The 21,946-nt window shown below is 61.9% G+C and carries 19 protein-coding genes and 1 pseudogene; 6 read left to right on the top strand and 14 right to left on the bottom strand.

Annotation, left to right across the window (positions count from 1 at the left end; translation table 11 throughout):
* Positions 1-25: 25 nt before the first annotated feature.
* From LZK81_RS23715 to LZK81_RS23730, 4 genes are read left to right on the top strand one after another with little or no spacing between them, the layout of a single operon-like run.
* Positions 26-1,081 carry an ABC transporter permease gene (locus tag LZK81_RS23715; RefSeq protein WP_046605787.1) on the top strand — a complete coding sequence of 352 codons (1,056 nt, stop codon included), beginning with the start codon at positions 26-28 and terminating at the stop codon, positions 1,079-1,081.
* Complete coding sequence (locus LZK81_RS23720) at positions 1,078-2,016, top strand: ABC transporter permease (protein WP_233957517.1); 939 nt, start codon at positions 1,078-1,080, stop codon at positions 2,014-2,016. The genes LZK81_RS23715 and LZK81_RS23720 overlap by 4 nt, the downstream gene beginning before the upstream one ends.
* Positions 2,009-2,857: an ABC transporter ATP-binding protein gene (locus LZK81_RS23725; RefSeq protein ID WP_418936521.1), complete on the top strand. Its 849-nt coding sequence runs from the start codon at positions 2,009-2,011 to the stop codon at positions 2,855-2,857. Before LZK81_RS23720 ends, LZK81_RS23725 begins: the two co-directional genes overlap by 8 nt.
* Positions 2,858-2,860: 3 nt before the next feature.
* On the top strand, positions 2,861-3,643 hold the full coding sequence (locus LZK81_RS23730) for an ABC transporter ATP-binding protein (RefSeq protein WP_233957518.1): 783 nt from the start codon (positions 2,861-2,863) through the stop codon (positions 3,641-3,643).
* A 143-nt stretch (positions 3,644-3,786) separates the two neighbouring features.
* Here LZK81_RS23730 and LZK81_RS23735 read toward each other — a convergent pair whose 3' ends face one another.
* The 6 genes and pseudogenes from LZK81_RS23735 to iolG all read right to left on the bottom strand — a co-directional run bounded on the left by LZK81_RS23735 (position 3,787) and on the right by iolG (position 9,825).
* The gene (locus LZK81_RS23735) at positions 3,787-4,575 is read right to left on the bottom strand and encodes a TIM barrel protein (RefSeq protein ID WP_233957519.1); all 789 of its coding nucleotides are present in this window, start codon (positions 4,573-4,575) and stop codon (positions 3,787-3,789) included.
* 89 nt (positions 4,576-4,664) lie between these two features.
* A pseudogene (locus LZK81_RS23740) lies at positions 4,665-5,797 on the bottom strand (Gfo/Idh/MocA family protein).
* A gap of 10 nt (positions 5,798-5,807) precedes the next feature.
* The gene (locus LZK81_RS23745; protein WP_233957520.1) at positions 5,808-6,587 is read right to left on the bottom strand and encodes an ATP-binding cassette domain-containing protein; all 780 of its coding nucleotides are present in this window, start codon (positions 6,585-6,587) and stop codon (positions 5,808-5,810) included.
* Position 6,588: 1 nt separating this feature from the next.
* Positions 6,589-7,695, bottom strand: a complete 1,107-nt coding sequence (locus LZK81_RS23750; protein ID WP_233957521.1) for an ABC transporter permease — start codon at positions 7,693-7,695, stop codon at positions 6,589-6,591.
* A gap of 66 nt (positions 7,696-7,761) precedes the next feature.
* Complete coding sequence (locus LZK81_RS23755; RefSeq protein ID WP_233957522.1) at positions 7,762-8,685, bottom strand: sugar ABC transporter substrate-binding protein; 924 nt, start codon at positions 8,683-8,685, stop codon at positions 7,762-7,764.
* Between the two features lie 147 nt (positions 8,686-8,832).
* Positions 8,833-9,825: an inositol 2-dehydrogenase gene (gene iolG, locus LZK81_RS23760; protein ID WP_233957523.1), complete on the bottom strand. Its 993-nt coding sequence runs from the start codon at positions 9,823-9,825 to the stop codon at positions 8,833-8,835.
* A gap of 166 nt (positions 9,826-9,991) precedes the next feature.
* Between iolG and LZK81_RS23765 the strand changes: the two genes are divergently transcribed.
* On the top strand, positions 9,992-11,014 hold the full coding sequence (locus tag LZK81_RS23765) for a LacI family DNA-binding transcriptional regulator (RefSeq protein WP_233957524.1): 1,023 nt from the start codon (positions 9,992-9,994) through the stop codon (positions 11,012-11,014).
* A 333-nt stretch (positions 11,015-11,347) separates the two neighbouring features.
* Here LZK81_RS23765 and LZK81_RS23770 read toward each other — a convergent pair whose 3' ends face one another.
* Genes LZK81_RS23770 through LZK81_RS23800 form a run of 7 tightly spaced genes read right to left on the bottom strand, consistent with a single transcriptional unit; the run spans position 11,348 to position 20,075 of the window.
* Complete coding sequence (locus LZK81_RS23770; RefSeq protein ID WP_233957525.1) at positions 11,348-12,481, bottom strand: M24 family metallopeptidase; 1,134 nt, start codon at positions 12,479-12,481, stop codon at positions 11,348-11,350.
* Positions 12,482-12,483: 2 nt separating this feature from the next.
* Positions 12,484-13,704 (bottom strand): M20 family metallopeptidase, encoded by a 1,221-nt coding sequence (locus LZK81_RS23775; protein WP_233957526.1) that lies wholly within the window; start codon positions 13,702-13,704, stop codon positions 12,484-12,486.
* A gap of 22 nt (positions 13,705-13,726) precedes the next feature.
* Complete coding sequence (locus LZK81_RS23780; RefSeq protein ID WP_233957527.1) at positions 13,727-15,358, bottom strand: dipeptide ABC transporter ATP-binding protein; 1,632 nt, start codon at positions 15,356-15,358, stop codon at positions 13,727-13,729.
* A gap of 10 nt (positions 15,359-15,368) precedes the next feature.
* Positions 15,369-16,193 (bottom strand): ABC transporter permease, encoded by an 825-nt coding sequence (locus LZK81_RS23785; RefSeq protein ID WP_233957528.1) that lies wholly within the window; start codon positions 16,191-16,193, stop codon positions 15,369-15,371.
* Positions 16,186-17,133, bottom strand: coding sequence for an ABC transporter permease (locus LZK81_RS23790; protein WP_233957529.1), 948 nt, complete (start codon positions 17,131-17,133; stop codon positions 16,186-16,188). The genes LZK81_RS23785 and LZK81_RS23790 overlap by 8 nt, the downstream gene beginning before the upstream one ends.
* A gap of 58 nt (positions 17,134-17,191) precedes the next feature.
* Positions 17,192-18,742, bottom strand: coding sequence for an ABC transporter substrate-binding protein (locus tag LZK81_RS23795; protein ID WP_233957530.1), 1,551 nt, complete (start codon positions 18,740-18,742; stop codon positions 17,192-17,194).
* A gap of 19 nt (positions 18,743-18,761) precedes the next feature.
* Positions 18,762-20,075, bottom strand: coding sequence for a M20 family metallopeptidase (locus LZK81_RS23800; RefSeq protein ID WP_233957531.1), 1,314 nt, complete (start codon positions 20,073-20,075; stop codon positions 18,762-18,764).
* A gap of 116 nt (positions 20,076-20,191) precedes the next feature.
* Here LZK81_RS23800 and LZK81_RS23805 point away from each other — a divergent pair, with 116 nt between their 5' ends.
* Complete coding sequence (locus tag LZK81_RS23805) at positions 20,192-20,956, top strand: GntR family transcriptional regulator (RefSeq protein ID WP_046605771.1); 765 nt, start codon at positions 20,192-20,194, stop codon at positions 20,954-20,956.
* Positions 20,957-21,330: 374 nt separating this feature from the next.
* Here the strand turns inward: LZK81_RS23805 and LZK81_RS23810 are convergent, their stop codons facing one another.
* Positions 21,331-21,906, bottom strand: a complete 576-nt coding sequence (locus LZK81_RS23810; RefSeq protein ID WP_046605770.1) for a DUF308 domain-containing protein — start codon at positions 21,904-21,906, stop codon at positions 21,331-21,333.
* Between the last annotated feature and the right edge of the window lie 40 nt (positions 21,907-21,946).

Below are 21,946 nucleotides of genomic sequence, written 5' to 3' on the forward strand. Positions count from 1 at the left end.
TTTTCTAGGAACTGCGCAATTGAGCATGTCACAGACCACCGAAACGCGACGCGCGGGCAGCAGAAAGCTGCTGTCCGCCGGGCGTAAACTTGCCACGTCGCTCGCGGTGATCGCGACGACGTTGCTTGGCCTTCTGATCATCACCTTCGTCGTCGGCCGGATGATCCCGGCGGACCCGGTCATCGCCGTGGTCGGCGATCAGGCGGATCAGTCGACCTATGATCGCGTCTACAAGGAGATGGGGCTGGACAGGCCCATCTATGTGCAGTTCGGGTCCTATCTGGCCGATATCGTGCGACTGGACTTCGGCCAGTCGCACGTCACCAAGAACCAGGTGGCGAGCGATCTCGCCCGAGTATTCCCCGCGACGCTGGAGCTCGCCACGCTCGCGACGATCATCGGCGCAGGGTTTGGCGTTCCCCTCGGCATCCTGTCGGCCGTGCGCAAGGGCACCTGGGTCGACCATGTTGCCCGCATCGTCGGGCTGCTCGGGCACTCCACGCCGATCTTCTGGATCGGCACGACGGTGATCCTGATATTCTACGCCAATTTCGGCGTCATTCCTGCCGGTGGCCGCATCGACATCTATAACGAGGGGCTCGTCGAAGGGCCGACGAACTCGCTGATCGTAGACTCGCTTCTGGCCGGGGAATGGGACGTCTTCTGGAGCGCGCTCCACCACGTCATCGCGCCCGCGCTCATCCTCGGTTATGCGGCCATGGCCTATCTCAGCCGCATGAGCCGCAGCTTCATGCTCGAACAGCTCCGGCAGGAATATATCCTGACGGCCCGCGCAAAGGGCCTCGGCACACGGCCGATCATCTGGCGCCACGCCTTCCGCAACATCCGGGTCCAGCTGCTCACGGTCGTGGCACTCGCCTATTGCGGACTTCTCGACGGCACCGTGCTCATCGAGACGGTATTCTCCTGGCCGGGCCTCGGCCAATATCTCACCTCCGCCTTGTTCTTCGCAGACATGAACGCGGTTCTCGGCAGCGTGCTGCTGATCGGCATCATCTCGATCGCGATCAACCTCCTGTCGGATATCGTCTACCGCTTCATCGATCCCCGAACCCGATGACCCAGGACCCCGGTACCGCCATGACCAAATCCGGTTACTTCACCGACCTTCACAACTGGCTCATCAACGAGGACTTCACCTCCACGAAGCAGGCCAGACTGCACAAGGCCTATGTGGCCTGGCTCAGCCTGCTCGCGAACCCGCTGGCGTTTGCAGGCTTCGCCGTGGTCATAACCCTCGTCATCATTGCCTCGCTGGCGCCTGTTCTGACGGGCTACGACCCCTACAGCCAGGACCTGTCGATGGCGCTCAAGGCGCCCTCGGCAAGCCACTGGTTCGGCACCGACGAGTTCGGTCGCGACGTCTACACGCGCGTCGTCTATGGGGCGCGCACAACGCTCTACATCAGCATCCTGGTGACCGTCATCGTCGCTCCGATCGGCTTCGTGATTGGGGCCAGCGCCGGTTATCTCGGCGGCTGGGTCGATGTCGTGCTGATGCGCATCACCGATATCTTCCTCTCCTTCCCCAGCCTCGTCCTGGCGCTGGCATTCTCGGCAGCCCTCGGGCCTGGCATCGAAAATGCGGTGATCGCCATCGCGTTGACCATATGGCCGCCGATCGCCCGGCTGGCGCGGGCGGAAACGCTGACCTTCCGCAACGCCGACTTCGTCGTCGCCGCAGAACTACAGGGAGCGCGTATGGGCCGCATTCTGCTTCGCCATATCGTACCGCTGTGTGCGCCGTCCATCATCGTCCGCCTGACCCTCAACATGTCGAGCATCATCCTCACCGCCGCCGGCCTCGGCTTCCTCGGCCTCGGCGCCCAGCCGCCGATGGCCGAATGGGGTGCCATGGCCGCCGCCGGACGCAAGTATCTTCTCGATGCGTGGTGGCTGACGACGATACCGGGCCTTGCAATTCTGGTCGTCAGCCTGGCGTTCAATCTCTTCGGCGACGGCCTGCGCGACATACTGGATCCCCGCAATGCTTAAACCGCCTGAAAACATTCTGACCGTTCAGAACATGTCGGTGGAATTCCCGACACTGTCCGGCGTCGTCACCGCCGTGCGCAACGTCTCCTTCAGCGTCGGCCGCGAGAAAGTCGGCATCATCGGCGAGTCCGGCTCGGGCAAGAGCACGGTCGGACGGGCGATCATGCGGCTGCAGCCGCCACAGGCGGTCGTCAAGGCCGACAGGCTGCAGTTCGAAGACATCAACCTGCTGACCGCCCGCGAAGAGCAGATGCTTTCGGTGCGTGGACGGCGGATCTCGATGATCCTGCAGGACCCGAAATATTCGCTCAATCCGGTCATGACCGTCGGAGAACAGATTTCGGAAACCGTCATCCTGCATGAGCGGGTATCGCGGAAGGAAGCACGGCAACGGACGCTGGCCATGCTGGAGCGCGTCAACATTCGCGATCCGCAGCGTGTTTTCGACCTTTATCCGCACGAGGTTTCCGGCGGAATGGGGCAGCGCATCATGATTTCCATGATGCTGATCGCCTCGCCGTCACTGATCATCGCAGATGAACCCACCTCGGCGCTGGACGTGACCGTGCGCCAGCAGGTTCTGTCGATCCTCGACGATCTGGTGACGGAACGGAACCTCGGGCTGATCTTCATCTCCCACGATCTCAATCTGGTGCGCAGCTTCTGCGACCGCGTCATCATCATGTATGCGGGTCGTGTCGTGGAAACGATCGCGGCGGCCGATCTGGACGACGCGCAGCATCCCTATACCCGCGGCCTGTTGAACGCGCTGCCGAGCCTCGACCATCCGCGCGATCGGCTCGAGGTCCTGCGCCGCGATCCGGCCTGGTTGGAGAACTGAACCATGACCATGATCAAGGTCGATCATCTTGCGGTTTCCTATGGCCACGGCGACAGCCTTCTCCGCGTCGTCAACGATGTGTCCTTCGAGGTTGCGAAGGGCGAGACATTCGGACTGGTCGGCGAAAGCGGCTGCGGCAAATCCACGGTCCTTGGAGCGCTCGCCGGCCGTAACCGACAATGGACCGGCTCCATCCGCATCGATGACGAGACGATCGGCCAGAAACGGTCGATTTCGCAGCTCGCCAAGCAACAGATGGTGTTCCAGGATCCCTTCGGCTCCATCCATCCCCGCCATACGATCGGGCGGACATTGCTGGAGCCTCTCGAAATCCACGGCAAGGACAACCGGCAGGAGCGCGTCGAAAAGGCCCTCAAGGATGTCGGGCTGCCCCTCAATTTCCGCTATCGCTTCCCGCACCAGCTTTCCGGTGGACAGCGGCAGCGCGTGGCAATCGCCCGGGCGCTCATCCTGGAACCCCGGATCCTGCTGCTCGACGAGCCCACCTCGGCTCTGGACGTATCCATTCAGGCAGAAATCCTCAATCTCTTGAAGGATCTGCGCGATCGGGAGACGCTGACCTATATCCTCGTCAGCCACGACCTGGCGGTCGTCGCGCATCTTTGCGACCGCGTCGCCATCATGCAGAACGGGGGCTTCGTGGAAGTCGCGACCAAGGCGCAGCTGCTCGCCGACACCGTCGCGCATCCCTATACCCGCGTGCTGATGGATGGCAGCAGAGGTTATGTCGCCTCAAGGCGTCCGGTTGGCGTTACAGCCTCCTGATCGCAGAAGACAGATGAAGGCGGACCGCGATAACACATCCCGGGCTTCCGAACTGCTCAAGAAGCGCTATGCTCTTCCTGGCGAGTAGGCGACCGCCGCCGGCCATGGCAAAGGCTCCAAGCCAGGCAGGGACGGGAACTCCCCTACCTGCGAAGGGTAAACGCAGCGCGAAATGCCTCGAGGGCGCTCTCAGGATCGCCCTTTGCGAAAGCCTCCATGCCGACGGGCCCACAATAACCCATCTCGTGGAGCGCGCGCGCTATCATCGGGTAATTGACCTCGCCGGTACCTGGCTCGCACCGACCGGGCACATCGGCCACCTGCACCTCGCCGATCCATGGGAGGCAGGCACGGCAGGTTTCGATCAGGTTCCCCTCGCCGATCTGCACGTGATAGAGGTCGAGGTTGAGGCGTAAACGCGGATGGTTGACCGACGCGACCAGAGCCAAGGTATCCTCGGCACGTCCGAACGGCGTGCCGGGATGGTCAACCGGCAGATTGAGGTTTTCCAGTGTGAAGACAACATTTTCCTCCTCCGCCATGTCTGCGATGCGGCAAAGCGTGTCCCTTGCCTTCAGCCACATCCGTCCTGTCACCACATCGCTGGGTCGGGCCGGGAGCCCGCCTTCGCCAAGCCCGGTCCCATGCAGGTTAAGGCGCGCGACGCCGAGCCGCTTGCCGACCATGGCCGTTTCGCGCGCGGAACGCAGCAGTTCGTCGGCGCCCTCGTCGTCTGCAAGCCGGCCGGTAAGATAACCGTTCATGATCGAGAACGTGGCCCCCGATCTCTCCAACCCGGCGAGATCGTGGTCCGGCCAGTTCCATAGGCCGACTTGAAAGCCCAGGTCGGCCAGCCGCGCGCAGCGCCACTCGATCGGCTTGTCGCGCCAGAGCATTTCCGCACAGGCGGCGAGCGTGAAAGGTTGATCCATGTTTACTCTCTCGATTGTTCCGGGGCGAAGGAAGGTTCGTCTTCAATCAGGCTTGGCGCTGCAGCAGGCGATGACATCACGCTCTCCCCTCACGTTCTCTGCCTTTCGATGCGGATGATGGCGCCATTCGAGGCAGCCATAGCGTGAATGACCTTCTCGATGTCGAGCCCTTGGGCAAAGTCGGGGCCTGAGTTCGGACCGCCGGCGATCGCCACCAGCAGGTCGCGCGCCTCGACCACCTTCTGCTCGTTGAAGCCGAAATTGTGTCCCGGCGCCGGACAGAAGGCGGCAAAGTCCGGTTGCCCGGGTCCGGTCAGATGACGCACGAAGCCGGCCTCGCCGGCGCGATGCACCCACAATTCGTTCATGTTCTCCTGATCGAACACGATCGTGCCGTCGCTGCCGTGCACCTCCCATTGCAGCCGGCACTTGCGGCCCCGTGCCACGCGGGAGGTGGCGAACGAACCTTGGGCGCCCGAGGCGAAGCGCAGGAGCGCCAGCGCACTGTCCTCGTTCTCGACCGGTTTCTGCCCATCCGGAGATGGGCGCGTGGGGATGGTGACCTGGGTCTGGGCGACCACATCGGTGACCGGCCCCATCAACGCCAGCATATGGCTCACGAGGTGGCAGCCAAGGTCGCCGAGTGCGCCCAGTCCGCCCCCTCGTGAGTCATTCGCCACGACCACGGGAGGAGCGGGTCGGCCGAATAGTCTTCGTCATAGACGCCGCGGAAGGCGACCGTCCGCCCGATCGCGCCGTCGCGGATCAGGCCACGCGCCGCCTGGAAGGCCGGGCTCCTGAGATAGTTGTAGCCGAGGATGGTCACCTGGCCCGGATGTGCGGCCGCCGTCGCCGCCATGGCCTCGGCGTCCGCGAGCGTTAGCGCCATCGGCTTTTCCAGCCACACATGCTTGCCGGCCTTGAGCGCCGCCTCGGCCATCGGCCGGTGCATGCCGTTCGGGGCAGTGATCGAGACGATGTCAACCTTCGGATCGGCCACCGCTTCCTCCCAGCGCGCGGTGGCGCGGGCAAAGCCGAACTGGCGGGCGAAGGCCTCGGCACTCTCCGGCGTGGCATCCGACAGGATCTCGAGCCGGTGATGCGCGCCGCCGAATACCGCGGCGACGTTGCGCCAGGCCATGGCGTGGCACTTGCCCATGAAGCCCGTGCCGATGAGGGCGACCCCGAGCGGACGCTGAGGCAGTAAAGACGATTTATCCATTCGGGCTACCTCAGATCGTTCCGCCGAGCGAGCCTTCGAGCTCGGCCATTTCCTGGCCGCCGGCCATCAGGTCCTGTAGCTGGGCGGCCGTGATTTCGCCGCGCGTAGCGGTGCCGAGCGTCTGCCCGCGGTTGAGCACGGTGAAACGGTCGCCCACGGCAAGCGCATGGCGGACGTTGTGGGAGATGAACACGACGCCTATTCCCTGAGCGCGCACGCGCTTGATGGTAGCAAGCACATTGGCGGTCTGCCGCACCCCAAGCGCCGAGGTCGGCTCGTCGAGGATCAGCACCTTGGCTCCGAAATAGACGGCGCGAGCAATCGCCACCGTCTGCCGCTCGCCACCCGAAAGCGTGCCGACCGCCTGGTCGGGGCCGCGCAGGTTGATGCCCATCTTGCGCATTTCTGCCATGGTAATCTCGTTGGCGGTGTCGATATCGAAGCGCTTGAACAGCCCTCGCCCCTTGGTCGGCTCGCGTCCCATGAAGAAGTTGCGGGTGACGGACATCAGCGGGATCATTGCCAGATCCTGGAACACCGTGGCGATGCCGGCCTCCATGGCGTCGCGCGGGCTGCCGAAGGAAAGCGGCCTTCCCTCGAACGTGATGGAGCCCTCGGTCGGCTTGTGCACGCCCGACATGGTCTTGATGAAGGTCGACTTGCCGGCACCGTTGTCGCCGAGCAGGCAATGGCATTCCCCGGCGCGCAGGTCGAAGGTCACGCCATTGAGCGCGATGACGTTGCCATAGTGCTTTTTGATGTTTTCCATATGGATGATAGGGTCGGACATCTCAGCGCTCTCCGGTCACACGTCGGCGTATGACGTTGTTGAAGATCACGGCGAGCAGCAGCATCGAGCCGAGGAACACCTGGAACCAGTCCTGATCGAAGCGGGTATAGGTCAGCCCGATGGTAACCATGCCGAAGATGATCGCACCGAAGAAGGCGCCGATCGCGGAACCGTAGCCGCCGGTCAGGAGGCAGCCGCCGATGACCGCGGCGATGATCGCCTCGAACTCCTTCATGAAGCCGCGGCGGGCGTCCGTGGAACCGGCATCGATCACGGTGATGATGGCAACAAGCGCGGCGGCCATGGCCGTCAGCATGAACAGCGAGATCTTGACCCGACGCACGGGCACACCGGAATTCTGCGCCGCCAAGGCGTCACCGCCAGTGGCGAAGATCCAGTTGCCGGCCGGCGTGCGCAGCAGAACATAGGTTGCGACCAGCGCGAAGACGATAAACCAGATAATCTCGACCGGGATGCCCGGCACCTTTGGCACGCCGGATTTGAAGCTGTCGACAAGACCCGCCTTTGCCATCCATGTCAGAATAAATCCGAAGGCATCGCCTGAAAAGATCGGCGCCAGGAAATCTCCCTCGACTGCTTCGCGGATACCGCGCAGCTGGGTCGAACCGCCGGTGAAGAGTTTCAGGCCGACCAGTGATGCGCCCCGCAGCACGAAAAGACCGGCGAGCGTGACGATGAACGAAGGTAGTCCGGTGCGCAGCACGATCAGCCCGTTGGTCACGCCAAGTGCCGCAGCGAGCCCCATTGTCAATGGTATTGCGATGATGAGCGGCATGCCGACATTGACGACGAAGACGCCAAAGACCATGCCCGCAAAGGCCACCATCGAGCCGATCGACAAATCGAATTCGCCGCCGATCATCAGCATGGCCGCAGCGATGCCGAGAATGCCAAGCTGTGCGGCCGGCGTCATGAAGTTCATGATCCCGGATAGCGTGAACATGGTGCGGTCTGCGGTCAGGAAAAAGAACACGGTGACGAGAACGACCCCTCCGATCGCCCCCAGTTCCGGCCGCTTCATGAGTTTCGTTGCGAAGGACTCGGTTTTGACCCGTTCGTCCGCTCGCGCCAGCGTTTCTGTCGACATTGACCTGTCTCCTGATCGGTGGCCGAGCCGCGACGTGGAACGCTGCGGCCCGGCAATCAACTGCGGTTAACGGATGCCCTTGGCCGAAAGATCGATGACCTTGGCGGCAGCCTCCTTGGTCACGAGGTTCGGCCCAGACGGAACGTCACCACCTGGAACAAGGCCATATTGCGCATTGAGCGCGAGGAAGGCGACTGGCAGATAGCCCTGCAGGAACTGCTGCTGGTCGATCGCGAATGCCGCCTTGCCGTCCGCGATGAACTTGAGAAAACCGGCTGACAGGTCGAAGGTGGAGATCAACACGCTGTTGCGTCCGACCGCCTGCGCCGCCTTGACGCTGGGCTCGCCAACGAGTGAGGCGTTGAGTGCCAGGATTACATTCAAGTCAGGATCGGATTCCAGCGCTGCGCGCACCTTGGCTTCGACCTCCGCCGGATCGTTGGTGGTCGGGAGCACCTTGACTGCCTTGCCAAAGCCTTCCTTGAAGCCGGCGCAACGCAGGTCGAGCGAAACGTTGCCGACTTCCTGATTTACGCAAATGGCCTTTTTGCCGCCCAGCTCGGCAAGCTTCTGGCCGGCGATCTTTCCGGCGTCGAATTCCGATTGACCGACATGCAGCAACGCACCGAGCTTATGCGCGACGTCCGAACCGGAATTCATGGAAATGACCGGAATGCCGGCAGCAACTGCGCGCTTGATCGCCGGACCCAGCGCGTCGCCGTCAGGAATCGAGACGACGAGGCCGTCGGGGTCCTGGTTGACGGCGGCGTCGATCATCTGGCCCATCTGGACCATGTCGAAGGTTTCCGGCGAGCGGAACTGGACTTTAACGCCTGTGTCCTTAGCCGCCTTTTCGACGCCGTTTTTCACCACCGACCAGAACGGATCGTTCGCCTGGCCGTGAGCCACGACGATGATGTCGGTCGCAAGGGCAGGACCGGCCATGGCGACGACCGCGGCGATGGCGACGGATGCTAATAATTTCTTCATGCTAACCTCCCGATTGAGTTCCCCTTGGACGTCACTCCCGTACGTCCATTCCTCCGGCCAAGCAGGCCGGAACCGAAAGCCGGCGGCGACACCTCCCGTGTGCCGCGGCAATGCGTGCGCGATGGCCCCGGCCACCGCCCTAAATGCTTAAGGCGCCAGATCGACCGATTGGCCCGACCGTGCCGACTGGGTCGCAGCCTCGGCCATCGCCAGCGCCGCAACGCCGTCCGCCAGCGTGACCGGGATGGGGGCACCGTCGAGAATGGCGCGCAGGAAGGCATCCCATTCCGCCGCATAGGCGCGCATGTAGCGCTCTAGGAAAAAGAACTCTGGCTTGGCGCTCGTCACGCCGGCTTTCGTCGCTTTGGACACCGTGTTTTCGAGTACGTTTGCCGCCGACAGCAGTCCCTCAGCGCCCAGCAACTCGACACGCTGGTCATAACCGTAGACGGCGCGGCGGCTGTTCTTGATGACCGCGATACGCCCGTCGGCATAGGTCAGCGTGACAACGGCGGTATCGACGTCGCCTGCCGCGCCGATTTCGGCATCGACGATCGACGTGCCAGTCGCGTGAAGGGTCTTCGGCGCATCTCCCATCAGGAAATTCGCCATGTCGAAGTCGTGGATCATCATGTCGCGAAACAGCCCGCCCGAAACCTTAATATAGCTGACCGGCGGCGGAGCCGGGTCGAACGAGGTAATCGAAAGCAATTCCGGCTTGCCGATCTCGCCGGCGTCCAATGCCGCCTTGACCCTTGCGAAATTCGGATCGAAGCGACGATTAAAACCGATCATGATCGGAACACCGGTGGCCGAAGCCACCGCCAAGCATGCTTTGGCTCGCTGCAGCGAGAGATCCACCGGCTTTTCGCAGAGCACGGCTTTGCCGGCCTTCGCGGCCTCCTCGATCAAGTCGGAATGGGTATCAGTAGAGGTCGCGATCAGCACGGCATCGATCGAGGTGTCCTTGAGGATCGCCTCGGAACTTAGTGCTTTCGCACCGTAGGAGCTGGCCAGGGATTGCGCAGCCTCTTCGTTGACGTCCGACACCGCGACCAGTTCGCTCCTGGCATGACCCGCAATATTAATGGCGTGCACGCGGCCAATGCGGCCGGCACCCAGCAATCCAATTCTCAGCACTGATATCCTCCTGAAAGCGGCCTCCCGCCGCCTTGAAACGGACTATCTCTACATTTGCTCGCGCGAGCAAGAAAAATCTGCTCCCGCGAGCAAAAAAGATAGGATAGATGAAAAAGGCGCTATCAATGGAGGCTAAACCAATACAAAACAGAAGCGGGAGATCGGAATGCCAAACCAAAAGAGACCCCCTTTTGCCGAAAACGTCACGGCGGACGATGTCGCAATCGCCGCAGGCGTGTCGCGCTGGACGGTCAATCGCGCCTTCCGCAAAGATGCATCCATCTCGCCGAAAAGCCTCCAGAAGGTGATGGTTGCGGCAGAGCGTCTCGGCTATCTGCCTGATCTGCGTGCCGCAAGCCTCGCCTCGGACAGATCCAACCTGGTAGCGCTGCTGATCGACGACTTCGCCAATCCGCACAAGCTGGTCATGATGGAGCGCCTCACCCGTATCCTGCGGCGCGAGGGCTGGGACATCCTGCTGGTAAACACGCTGAACAGAGACGATGCTGGCCATGCGCTGCTGAACGCAAGCCAGCGGCGCGTCGACGCGGTAATCCTGATCGGCGTCCAATTTGACGACGACGTACTGGAAACCGCGCTCCAGGCTCGCCGATTCCGCAAGCTGATCGTCTTCGCCCGTAGTTCGGAGAATCCGAACACCATCTCGATCGCAGTCGATGATGTCGGAGCAATGACAGAACTGGCGCGTTACGTGCATCAACGCGGATACCGACGCCCTCTATTCCTTGCAGGGCCGCAAAGCCATTCGGCACATCTGCTCCGGAAAGAAACATTTCTCGAATACTGGGGGAAACATTTCTCGTTCCAGCCCGAGTCGGTGACGGTTCCTGCCTATGATCCCGCGCTGGCCGGAACTATCGTGATGGAAACGTTAAGCCGTCGAGGGCCATCAGACTTGCCGGATGTTATCGTTTGCGAGAATGACGCACTCGCAATGGGGGCAAGTGACGTTATTCGGCACAAGCTGGGACTGGAAATTCCCAAGGATATCGCCATTACAGGCTTTGACGACGTGCCCCAGGCGGACAATCCAAACTACCGCCTCACCACCTATAGGCAGCCCCTTACGGAAATGGTTGAATATCTCGTCAAGGTTTTGGCGGATCCGGAAGAGCGGGATCTCAATCGTCTGTTCACGGGAAGATTGATACCACGACACAGCGCTTAGGGACCAGCTTGAGAGTAAGAGGCCGCGAAGGTGTCTCTTCGATGAAATTTACCGGTTCTGCATGGGTATCTTTTCACGGTCCCATACATCATCCTGACAGACGCTTCGCGGTGAGCCCATGAGGTCATCGCCTCCGCACCATCGAAGTCAACAATCCGCGGACGCCCACCTGCGGCATGATCTCAAATCGCTTCGACCAGCACATGCCTGACAACAACATCCCGCCGTTGCATAGGCTGAGGCGATAGGTCTTTAAAAAACGCTGAGAAACTGGCGGCTCAAATGCGGCTTTTCCTGGAGCAGACGCACAGCCCGTCATCGATCCACCTCTAACTAACGACCAGCTGGGTTGGGCGCCAAAACCAGTCTTGGCGTTTTCGTGAGCCGAGCGCCTCCCTCTTTATCGACGACCACCGTTTCGCTGAAGCCCAGGCCTTGAGCCGTAGCATAAAGGTGAAACACCATCCCCTCCTCCAGCGCCCAGTTGGATGTGGGCAGTAGAACCCGCGAAAAGTCGCTAGTGCGGGGCGTGCGGGTATAGAGGCCGAGCGTGTAGGCGGTGACGTTTTCGTAGGTCGGTCGGAGGCCCGCGTCGACGGCACCTCGGCGCATAATCGCGTCAACGTCTCGCGCTATGGCGCCCGGCTTCATCGCCATGATCTGCCGATCCTGCAGCTCAATCAGCTTTCCCGCCGTAGCGGCAAGTTCCGCGGAGGGAGCACCCACGACGACCGGCCGCATCATCCGCGCCCCATAGTTTCCGACGCGCGGAATGAGTTCGACATGCAGGACGTCGCCCTCCGTGATCGTTTCGGTCTTGAACGCGCCGTGCAGAAACTCGTGGCTGCCGGCGGCCTTGACGACCGGGCCCACTTCCCCGGTATCGGCACCTTCACGAAGGAAGACCTGCGAGGCGATTGCCGCCGCATCGCGGGTGGTCATTCCCGGACGAGCCTGTCTTGCGATCTCCAGCATCGCCTTGTCGGCGATTCCAGATGCCTGGCGGAGGATGGCAATCTCCTCCTCCGACTTGACCCAGCGCAGGCTGTCGCTGAGCCCCGGCATGGGAATGAAGCTCGCATCCGGCAGCAGCGCCGAAAGCCGCATGAACGTCGCAGCGCTCATGCTGTAGGAATTGGTATCGAGGCCGATGCGCGCACCGGCAAATCGGCGCTCGCGGATGCTTGCCGCCACGGCCGCTTGCGCTTCGTCGGTATCGGCGAAACCGACCACGTCGGAAATCCAGCTCTTTTCCCGGCACGGCGCCTCGTCCAGCGCCCGCAGCGTGAACCAGGCATCGCCCTCGCGCGGTAAAAAGGCGGCGCGGTACATGGTTTCGGAGACGGTGTAGCCGGTCAGCCAAGCCAGCAGTTCACCGCTATCGACGAGCAGCAGATCGACCCCGGCGGATGCCATGGCGTCCCGGGCACGTGCGATACGGCGATCGAACTCCGCCCGGGAGAACATGATCAGGCAACCTCGCAGATATCGAGGATGGTCAGCATGTAGACGCGGATCATGTCGAGATAGTCGACGATATCGACACGCTCGTCGGGCATGGTGTTGTAACGGCCGCCGGGGCCGCACACGATACCTTCCATGCCGAGCTCCTTGTAGAGATGGCCGGCATCGGTACCGTAGAAGCGGGTCGGCGTGATCGCGCCGGTCGGTTGTTTTTCGCCGCGCACGGCTTCATAGGCCGCGTTGATCGACTTGACGATGCGCGATGTCGGCGAGACCTCGAAGGGCGGCATCAGCGGGCGACCCTCGATCAATTCCGGAACCAGCTTTGCCTTGAGGCCGGGGAAGCGGCCTTCGAGAGCCACCAGTTCCTTTTCGAGATCGGCCAGCACGCCCTCCTGCGTCTGCCCCGGCGCATAACGGCACGAGCCCTTGAGGCGGACGAAATCTGCGACCTGGGGCGGACGCCATTCTTCGAGACTGCGCCCGAGGGCCCCATGGACGACGCCGACATGGCCGCGGTTGATCGACCGGTGCACGTCGCTCCTGGCGCCGCTGAAGGTCATGGCGTTGATGCGTGGGATGATGTCGCAAGCCGCGGCGATCGCATCGACGGATTCCTCGCGCTTGGAGAGATGGCGCGTGTCGCCGGTCAATTCGATGACATAGCTGAGAGCTGCCGCATGCATGGTGACGGCGACGAGATCACTCGGCTCGCTGTTGATGAAATAGTCCGCCTTGACGCCGTGTCTGATCGCCGCAAGCGTGCCGACGCCGCCCTGCAGTTCGCCGACCACGAAGGTCAGGATAACGTCGCCCTTGAGCTTGACGCCGGCCTCGAGCAGCGTCTTGACCGCGCAGAAATAGGCGGCATCGCCGGCCTTCATGTTCGACACGCCGATACCATAGATGAACTTGTCGTCTACGAGGCCGGCATAAGGATCGACTGTCCAGCCTTCGGTGACCGGGTTGGTGTCGAGATGGCCGTTGAACAGCAGGCTCTTGCCGCCGCCGGTGCCCCTGAGGCGTCCGATCGTGTTGAAGCGGCGGCCTTCGTCGAATGGCTGCAGTTCGGCTTCGACCCCGATCTTTTCCAGTTCGCCGGCCATGTAGCGCGCAAGATCACGCTCGCCATCGGTTTCCGAATGGCTCTTGTGCTGAACCATCTTCGATAGGAAATCGAGGCAGGCCTTTTCGTCGATCCGATCCACCAGGGATTTCGGGTCCATTGTTATACTCCTTGATGCATTGTCATAGGTATTGGCCGGCCGCGCGCGGCACCGCCTCGATCAGGCGGCGGGTATATTCGGCGCGATCCTGGCTATCGATGTCTGCTGCAGGTGCGATCTCGACGAGATTGCCGCGATACATCACGGCGATCCGGTGGGCGATCTGGCGGATAAGGTTGAGGTCGTGGGTAATGAACAGGTAGGCGGTGCCGCTGGCCTTCTGCAGTTCCAGCAGCAGCTGGACGATGGACGCCTGCACCGACACGTCGAGTGCGGAAGTGATCTCGTCGCAGATCACCAATTTCGGCTTGGAGGCAAACGCACGGGCGATCGCCACGCGCTGTTTCTCGCCGCCCGACAGCTGATGCGGATACCGCTGGGCATGGGTGCGCGGCAGGCGCACCTGCTCCAGCATGTCGCCGACCTTCTGGTCGAGATGAGACGCGTCCCCGAACAGCTTTAGCGGCCGCGACAGAATCTCGTTGATCTTCTGGCGGGGATTGAGCGAGGCGTCGGGGTGCTGGAAGATGATCTGCACGTCCTTGCGATAGGCATTGTCCATGTCGCCAAGGTTCCTGATCTCGCGACCGTCGAACCAGATCTTGCCCTCGAAGCGGTTGAGACCGGTCATCGCCTTCGCCAGGGTCGACTTGCCGGAGCCGGATTCACCGACGATGCCCAGAATTTCGCCCGGATTGACGCTGAGGCTGATGGCATTGTTGCCGGCGACACGTTCCGTCTTGCGGCCAGTGAGCGCCGCCAGGAACGGCTTGCGGCCGTAATGGACGCTAACGTTTTCGACCCGCACCAGCGGCTTGTCCGTTTCAACGACAGTGTCGCCGACCAGCCTATGGGCCGGGTCAGGAACCGCCGCGATCAGTTCGCGGGTATAATCCTGCTGCGGATTGGCAAAGATATCGCGCACCGCGCCCTGCTCGACGATGTCGCCGCGACGGATGACGGCGACGCGGCTGGCCGTGCGCGACACCAGCGCCAGATCGTGGGAAATGTAGAGCGAGGCGACACCGGTCTCGGCCTGCAGTTCCACGAACAGGTCAAGGATCTGGCATGAGGTGATGACGTCGAGCGCCGTCGTCGGTTCGTCGAAGATGATGCATTCGGGATTGCACGCAAACGCCGATGCGATGACGACCCGCTGCTTCTCGCCGCCCGATGCCTCGTGCGGCATGCGCTTCATCATCGCTGCCGGCGTCTTCAGACCGACGCGATCAAGCATCGCCTCGCCTTCCTTCCAGGCCTGCTGCCGTGTCAGCCCGCGGTGACGGACCAGCACCTCGGCGAGTTGGGTGCCTAGCGACAGGGTTGGGTTGAGCGACGTGCTCGGATCCTGGAACACCATGCTGATGCGCCGGCCGCGAAAGGCCTCGATCTGGGCATCGGTCTTTTCAAGCAGGTTCTCGCCGCTCAGCAGGATGCGGCCGGCTGGTTCGCGGGCGTTCTTGGGCAGATAGCGCATGATCGACCAGGCAAGCGAGGTCTTGCCGGAACCGGATTCGCCCACCAGGCCGAGGATCTCGCCTCGGTGGACGGAGAGGTCGATGTTCTTGAGCGCATGGAAGACGCCGGAGGCCGTGTCATAATCCAACGAGTAATTCTCGATCGCGAGAACCGGAGTTTCTGGTTTTGTCGTCATGGTCGTGGCCTCAGGTTCGCGGATTGAGGGCATCGCGAAGACCGTCGCCCAGAAGGTTGAAGCCGACGGCGACGACGGCGATCGCCACGCTCGGCCAGATCAGGATACCGGCACTCAAGTGCATGTAGCGGCGCGCCTCCGAGACCATCAGGCCCCATTCGGCCGCCGGCGGCTGCGCACCGAGGCCGAGAAAACTGAGCGTTGCAAACAGCATGACCGCGAAGGAGATGCGGATGGTCATCTCGACAATGATCGGCGCAATGACGTTCGGCAGCATTTCCCGCAGGATGATGTAAGCCGAGCTTTCACCACGGGCGACCGCCGCATTGACATAATCCTGCTTGCGCACCGACAGCGCGACGCTGCGGGTGATGCGGGCCATGCCCGGCGCGAACGCGATGGCAACGGCGATCAGCGCGTTGACCGTGCTGGACCCCAGGAGATTGACCACCAGAAGCGCAAACAGCAGGCTCGGGATCGACATGACGGCGTCGATGGTGCGCATGATCAATTCGTCCGCCCGACCGCCGAGGAAGGCGGAGGTGGTGCCGACGAAGGCGCCGACCAGCGTGCCTGCGATGGTTGCGAGCACGGCCATGACCACGGTGGCGCGGGCGCCGATCAGCAGGCGGCTAAAAATGTCACGGCCGTATTGGTCGGTTCCCATCCAGTAGGTGGCGCTCGGCCCCTTGTAGCGCGCGAGCGGCGCGAGAGTTTCCGGGTCGTGCGGCGCGAGCATTGGTCCGAACAGCACGATCACCAGCACCAGCAGGACGAGGAATACGCCGATCGCGCCCTGCGGCGTGCGCAGGAGGCGTTTGATGAAATCAGTCATACTGGATCCTCTTGTCGAGCCAGGCATAGAGGATGTCGGCGATGAAATTGACGATCGAATAGGTGGCCGCCATGATCAGCACGCCGGCCTGGATGGCCGGCAGGTCACGCGCCTGGATCGCCACGATCAACTGACGGCCGATGCCGGGAATGGCAAAGATCTCTTCGACGACAATGACGCCACCGAGCAGGTAACCCACATCGAGCGCAACGATGGTAATGGTCGGCAACAGCGCATTGCGCAGCGCGTGGCGACGCAAGACCTGTCCGCGTGAAATCCCCTTCAGCCGGGCGGCGCGAATATAGTCGGTATGCAGCACGTCGACGAGTTCGGAGCGCACCATGCGCGAGACGTGAGCGATCAGGATCACCGAAATGACGCAGACCGGCAGGACCAGATGGGCGATGCCGCTGGCAAAATTTTCGGTGAGCGGCACATAGCCGGTCGGCGGCAGCCATTTCATCAGGTCGGCGAAGACGAGGACGGCGACCGTCGCCGTGACGAATTCCGGAAGCGCCACGCCGGCGTAGGAGATCAGGCTGACAACCATGTCGGCGATCTTGCCGCGACGGACGGCGGCGATGATGCCAAGCGGAATGGCGAGAACCAGCATGAGGCCAATCGACAGGAAGGCCAAAAGCAGTGAACGGCCGAGGGCTTCAAACATGACGGGACCGACAGGCTGGCCGGTGCGTAGCGAGGTGCCGAGATCGCCCTGCAGCACGTGGCCGAGCCAAATTGCATATTGCTGCCACACCGGGGCGTTGAGCCCCATGTTTTCCCGCAGCGCAGCGAGGGCGTCCTGTGTCGCATTCTCACCCAGCATCATGACGGCGGCATCGGCCGGCAGGATCTGGGTGATGGCGAAGACGATGAGCGATACGATGAAGAGCGTATAGACGATCATCACCAGCCGCTTGGCTACATAGTTCGGGGACACGGTCGTGTTCCTTGTTCCACCAGCCGGACGCTCAAAGAGCGCCCGGCATTGTTCGGGGTCAGCCGCGCTTTGGCGCCTTGTCGGTCAGGGAGGCGTAGTCGAGGCGGAAGACCGAGGCGCGCGGATGCGCCTGGTAACCGCTGACCCAGCTGCGCTTGGCCGACAGCACGTCGAAGAAGGACGGGATGATCGAAGGCACTTCCTCGTTCATCAGTTCCTGCGCCTTGGTGTAAAGCTCGGTGCGCTTGGCTGCGTCGATCGTGCCGCGGGCTTCGGCGACCAGGGCGTCGAAGGCCTTGTTGTTCCAGCGCGTCTCGTTCCAGGAGGCATCCGAAGTATAGAGGAGCTTGAAGATGCCATCCGGGGTCGGTTGCATGTTGTAGAAGCCGACGTAGAAGCTGCCCTTCTTCCACACCTGCTCCAGATAGGTGGCATGCGGCATCGTCTGGACGTTGATGGTAATGCCGGCTTCCTTGGCCATTTCCTTGAGGGCGACCGCAAGCTGCGTGCGTACCGCCGGGCGGTCGGAGGCGATGAGCGTCGCTTGCAGGCCATTCGGGAAACCGGCTTCCGCGAGCAGCTTCTTGGCTTCCGCGATATTCTTCTGGCGCTGTTTGGCAGCCTTGAAGAACTGGTAGGACGGGTTCAGCGGCGTGTCGTTGCCCGGCGTGCCAAAACCTTCGGTAACGAAGTTGACCATCGCCTCGCGATCGACCGTGAGCGCGATCGCACGGCGGACGCGCGCGTCGTTGAACGGTGCGGTGTCGCAACCGAAGTTGATGTTGCAGAACTGGCCGGACGGCGTGCGCAGGACCTCGACGCCGGCATTGCCGTCAAGCCGCAGGTATTCGGTCGGCTGCAGCGTCGAGATGATGTCGACATTGCCGGCGATCATCGCCGAGCCTTCGGCGGAGATATCCGGGAATACCTGGACCTCGATTCGATCGAGATAAGGGCGTGCCGGGTCGTAATAGTTCGGGTTGCGTTCGACGACGATCAGACGGTCCGGCTCGTAGGAAACCAGCTTGAACGGACCGGTGCCGACAGCCTTGGTGGAGAGGCTCTTGAGGTCGCCAGTGGCGATCGAGGCCGGAATGATGCGGGCGTTGGTGTAGGCCATGGCGACCGGCAAGTCGGCATAGGCGCCGGAGAGCTTGAACAGCACTGTCGTATCGTCGACGGCGACGATGTCGGAGATCGGGCCGACATTGTTGCGGCCGGGCGACGCGGTTGCCGGATCGAGGATTGCCTTGAAGGTGGCGACGACGTCCTTTGCCGTGAATGGCGAGCCGTCATGGAAGGTGACGCCCTTGCGCAGCTTGAACGTCCATTCGGTCAGGCCGTCATTGGGCTTCCAGCTTTCGGCCAGGTCCGGCTCGACGGACATGTCGACCTTCAGGCGTGTCAGGTTGCTATAGAGCAACTCGGTCACCAGGTATTCCGGGTTGACGCGCGTCAGCAGCGGATGGATGACACTTGCGGCCTGGTCGACGGAGATGCGCAGCGTGCCGCCCTTGGCCGGCTTTGCGGTCTGCGCCAGGCCAAGCGCCGGTGCAGCAAAGACGGCGGCGGTGCCGGCGAGGAAGAAGCGACGTTTCATTTCCAGCATTTTTCAGTTCCCTTATGGTTCAGACGCGGTTTTCAGGAATGGAGTCGGCGGCAAAGTCCGCCGCGAGATAGACCAGTATGCTTTTCGCCAGGGCGATGATGTCCTGGCGGGTGGTATGCTCTTCAGGACTGTGGATGCAGCTTTCCGGGCGGCCGAGCCCGCCCAGCAGCACCTCCTGTGTAAAACCCGACTTCTGCACGTAGCCGAAATCGGAACAGCTCGCGGCGCCCCATTTTTGAAAGTCTTCCGGCTTGTAGCCGAAGCCCAGCGACAGCGCCTTTTGCCAGCGTGGCCAATGCGGACCTTCCGGATCGTCCGTCGGGATAAGGTGGCCGACAAGGTCCGTTTCGAGCCCCAACCCCGTGTCGGCAACGCTGTCGCGGATCACGCTTTCGATCTCTGCGCGCGCGTCCTCATAGTTTTCTTCCGGAGCGTAACGCCGGCTCACGAGAATCTTGATCTCCGCCGGCACCTGTCCGCCGGCGGTGCCGCCGTTGACGGCCGAAATCGAAAGCTGCGGTCGCAGCGGACCTGACGCGTGCGGCGGTGGCGGCAGTGCGGATGCCCGGCTGGCGACGCCCGGCTTCAATGCCATCAAGGCATTGAGCAAGGGCAAGGCGCCTTCGATAGCATTGATGCCGGCGCCGGTGCGATTGCCTTCGCCCGCATGAACGGCGTGCCCCCTAATCGTCACCTGCAGATGGAAGACGCCGAAGCAGCCCGCCCAGATGCGCGGCGCCGCGGACCCGTTGAAATTGAGGATATGACCTTTCAACATGCCCTGCTCCGCCAGATAACGAATGCCGGGATATAGGCCCCCTTCCTCATCGGTGCAGAGGAGCAGCATCGGATCGTAATACAGAGGCAGGCCGCATTTTTTGGCGGCCCGCAACGCCAGCAGGGTTGCTGCGATCGTGCCCTTCATATCCGCTGCGCCGAGCCCGAACAGATCGTCACCCTCGACCGTCAGCTTCAGCGGATCACGTACCCAGCCGGGCGCGATCGGAACCGTGTCGACGTGATAATAAAGACCGCAGACAGGCTTTCCTGTTTCGCGGGTGGCCACGAGGTTGGTCCGCTCGCCGGATGCCGGTCCACCGGACACGTACCAAAGATCACGCGGCACCACGACCCGCTCGAACTCAAACTCCAAGGGCGAAAGGAGTTCAGCCATCAGATCGGCAAAAGCGTCATAGCCCAGACCCGGCGGGAATGAGGTGTCAACTTCGATCATCCGCGCCAGATCATCGACAGCAGCCTCGACATCCAACTCAATCGCTGCCATGGCAGACTCAAAGATCTGTTGCGAAGATGCTTGCTGCTGCGTGTTCATGGCAGTGTCCTCGGTACCCGTCACGCCAGCCTCCTCAGCTTGCGCTTTAATATAAACTATATAGTAATAGTGCGTAGATCGAGCCCATGAGTCAACTCCAAAGAAGAGGCAAATAATTGCCGGAATTGCCCAATAATTCATCAGGAGCGATCAGGCTGACAGAATTGTCCTTGCCGCTTTACGAAGTGGTCAAGCGACAGATCACGGAAGCGATCATGATCGGCAAACTGGAACCGGGTTCGGTTCTGCCGAGCGAAATAGCGCTGTCGCAAACCTACGGCGTGGCCGTGGGCACGATCCGGCGGGCGCTGATGGATCTCACCAATGACGGCCTTCTCAGCCGCCGTCGCAAGACCGGCACCGTCGTGACCGGCCGCAAGCCGCAGCACAGCCTGCGACTGTTTTTTCAGTATTTTCGACTGCACGGGCTGGATGGTTCGCTCAGCAAATCGGTAACAAAGGTGACTTCGCTCGACAGGAGCTTTGCTTCCGCCGCCGACGCGGGGAAACTTCAGATCGAAGAAGGATCGCCGATCGTCACCTTCCACCGGGTGCGCTACATCGACGATCGGCCGATCATGCACGAGACGCTGACACTTTCCCGCGAACGGGTTCCGGACTTCCCGGAGAGGCGGGAGGAAATCCCCCAGCTCTTCTACCTGCATCTGCTGGAAAATTATGGGATCCGCATCTCGGCCATACGCGAGCAGATCGGTGCCGACCTTGCGGCCGAGTGCGATGCCCATTGGCTGGAACTGAGCCGGCCAGCAGCGGTCCTAACGATCGACGAAGTGGCCTATGACCAGATGGCTGTACCGGTTTTGATTTCAGCGCACCGGGCAACCACCGCCAACCACCGCTATGTCAACGAGGTGCAGTGAGCGGTGTCTTCGCAGTCCACATGGCTGGTCCTCAGAAAGGCTTTTCAGCCTTGTCGGTGCGATAGAGGCTCACGGCGACCTCTCGAGGTTTCGCGCGCGGCCCCTTCGAGACCTTGCGCCAGACGTCCAGCGTGGTTTGGATAGCGACCCGCGGGGATCGCCGGTTCGCGATCGGAGCATCAGCCCCCCTTCACGTACCCCGGACCCTCGATGATCTTTCCGTCCGGACGCGCATGATGTTGACGCCTCGAACCCCCTCCGCTTCGCGCCCTCCATTATTTGCCGTCTTTGCTCTTGAAAGGAACGCGAACCTTCCACCCACTTGCGCGAGAATGGGCTGGTCGCAGGCTTTGCGATCAACAGGAACAACCGCGTCAGACAGTCTTCTGCCGCATATGGCTGACGGTGAGCCAAACAGCTGAGACAAGAAAATAGAAGGCACCGAGACCAGCATAACCCGCAACATTGGCGATCGAAGGTGCGTCGGGCTTCAGCGCTTGCGCGATGAAGAATGCGCCCGCTACGGCGGACTGACCGCCGCTCAGGATCATTGCCCACTGCCCCCCGCTTGTCTTCCACCGCCGAACCGCCGTGCCGAGCTGCGAGAGGCCGGAGAATATTGCCCAGAGACCGAAAACGCCAAGGACCCAGTTCATACTCATTGTAAGAGCGACGACGACCGCAACGGTCATCACCGAACTGACAGCCACGTTGATCGCTTGGCTCCGGTTATGTGCCAGACCGCCGTTTCGTGTGGCATCGACATAGTTGGCGGCAGCATCCCAGGCGGGATAGATGATCAGCAAGACCGCCGCTGCGGAGAAGGACTGGCGGCCAGCCGTCAATGCTGCCGCGACCCAGATGACGGAGAAGGCGGCTCGCGCAAAATAGTACCGCTTCAACCAATAATCCTTGCCGTTCACGGCGAAGCTCGTTTGGTAGTTTGCCATGGTAAGATCCTTATTTTGTTTCAATGAGTTGGCTTTTCAC

Source organism: Neorhizobium galegae, from assembly GCF_021391675.1.
Classification (GTDB): Bacteria; Pseudomonadota; Alphaproteobacteria; order Rhizobiales; family Rhizobiaceae; genus Neorhizobium; species Neorhizobium galegae_B.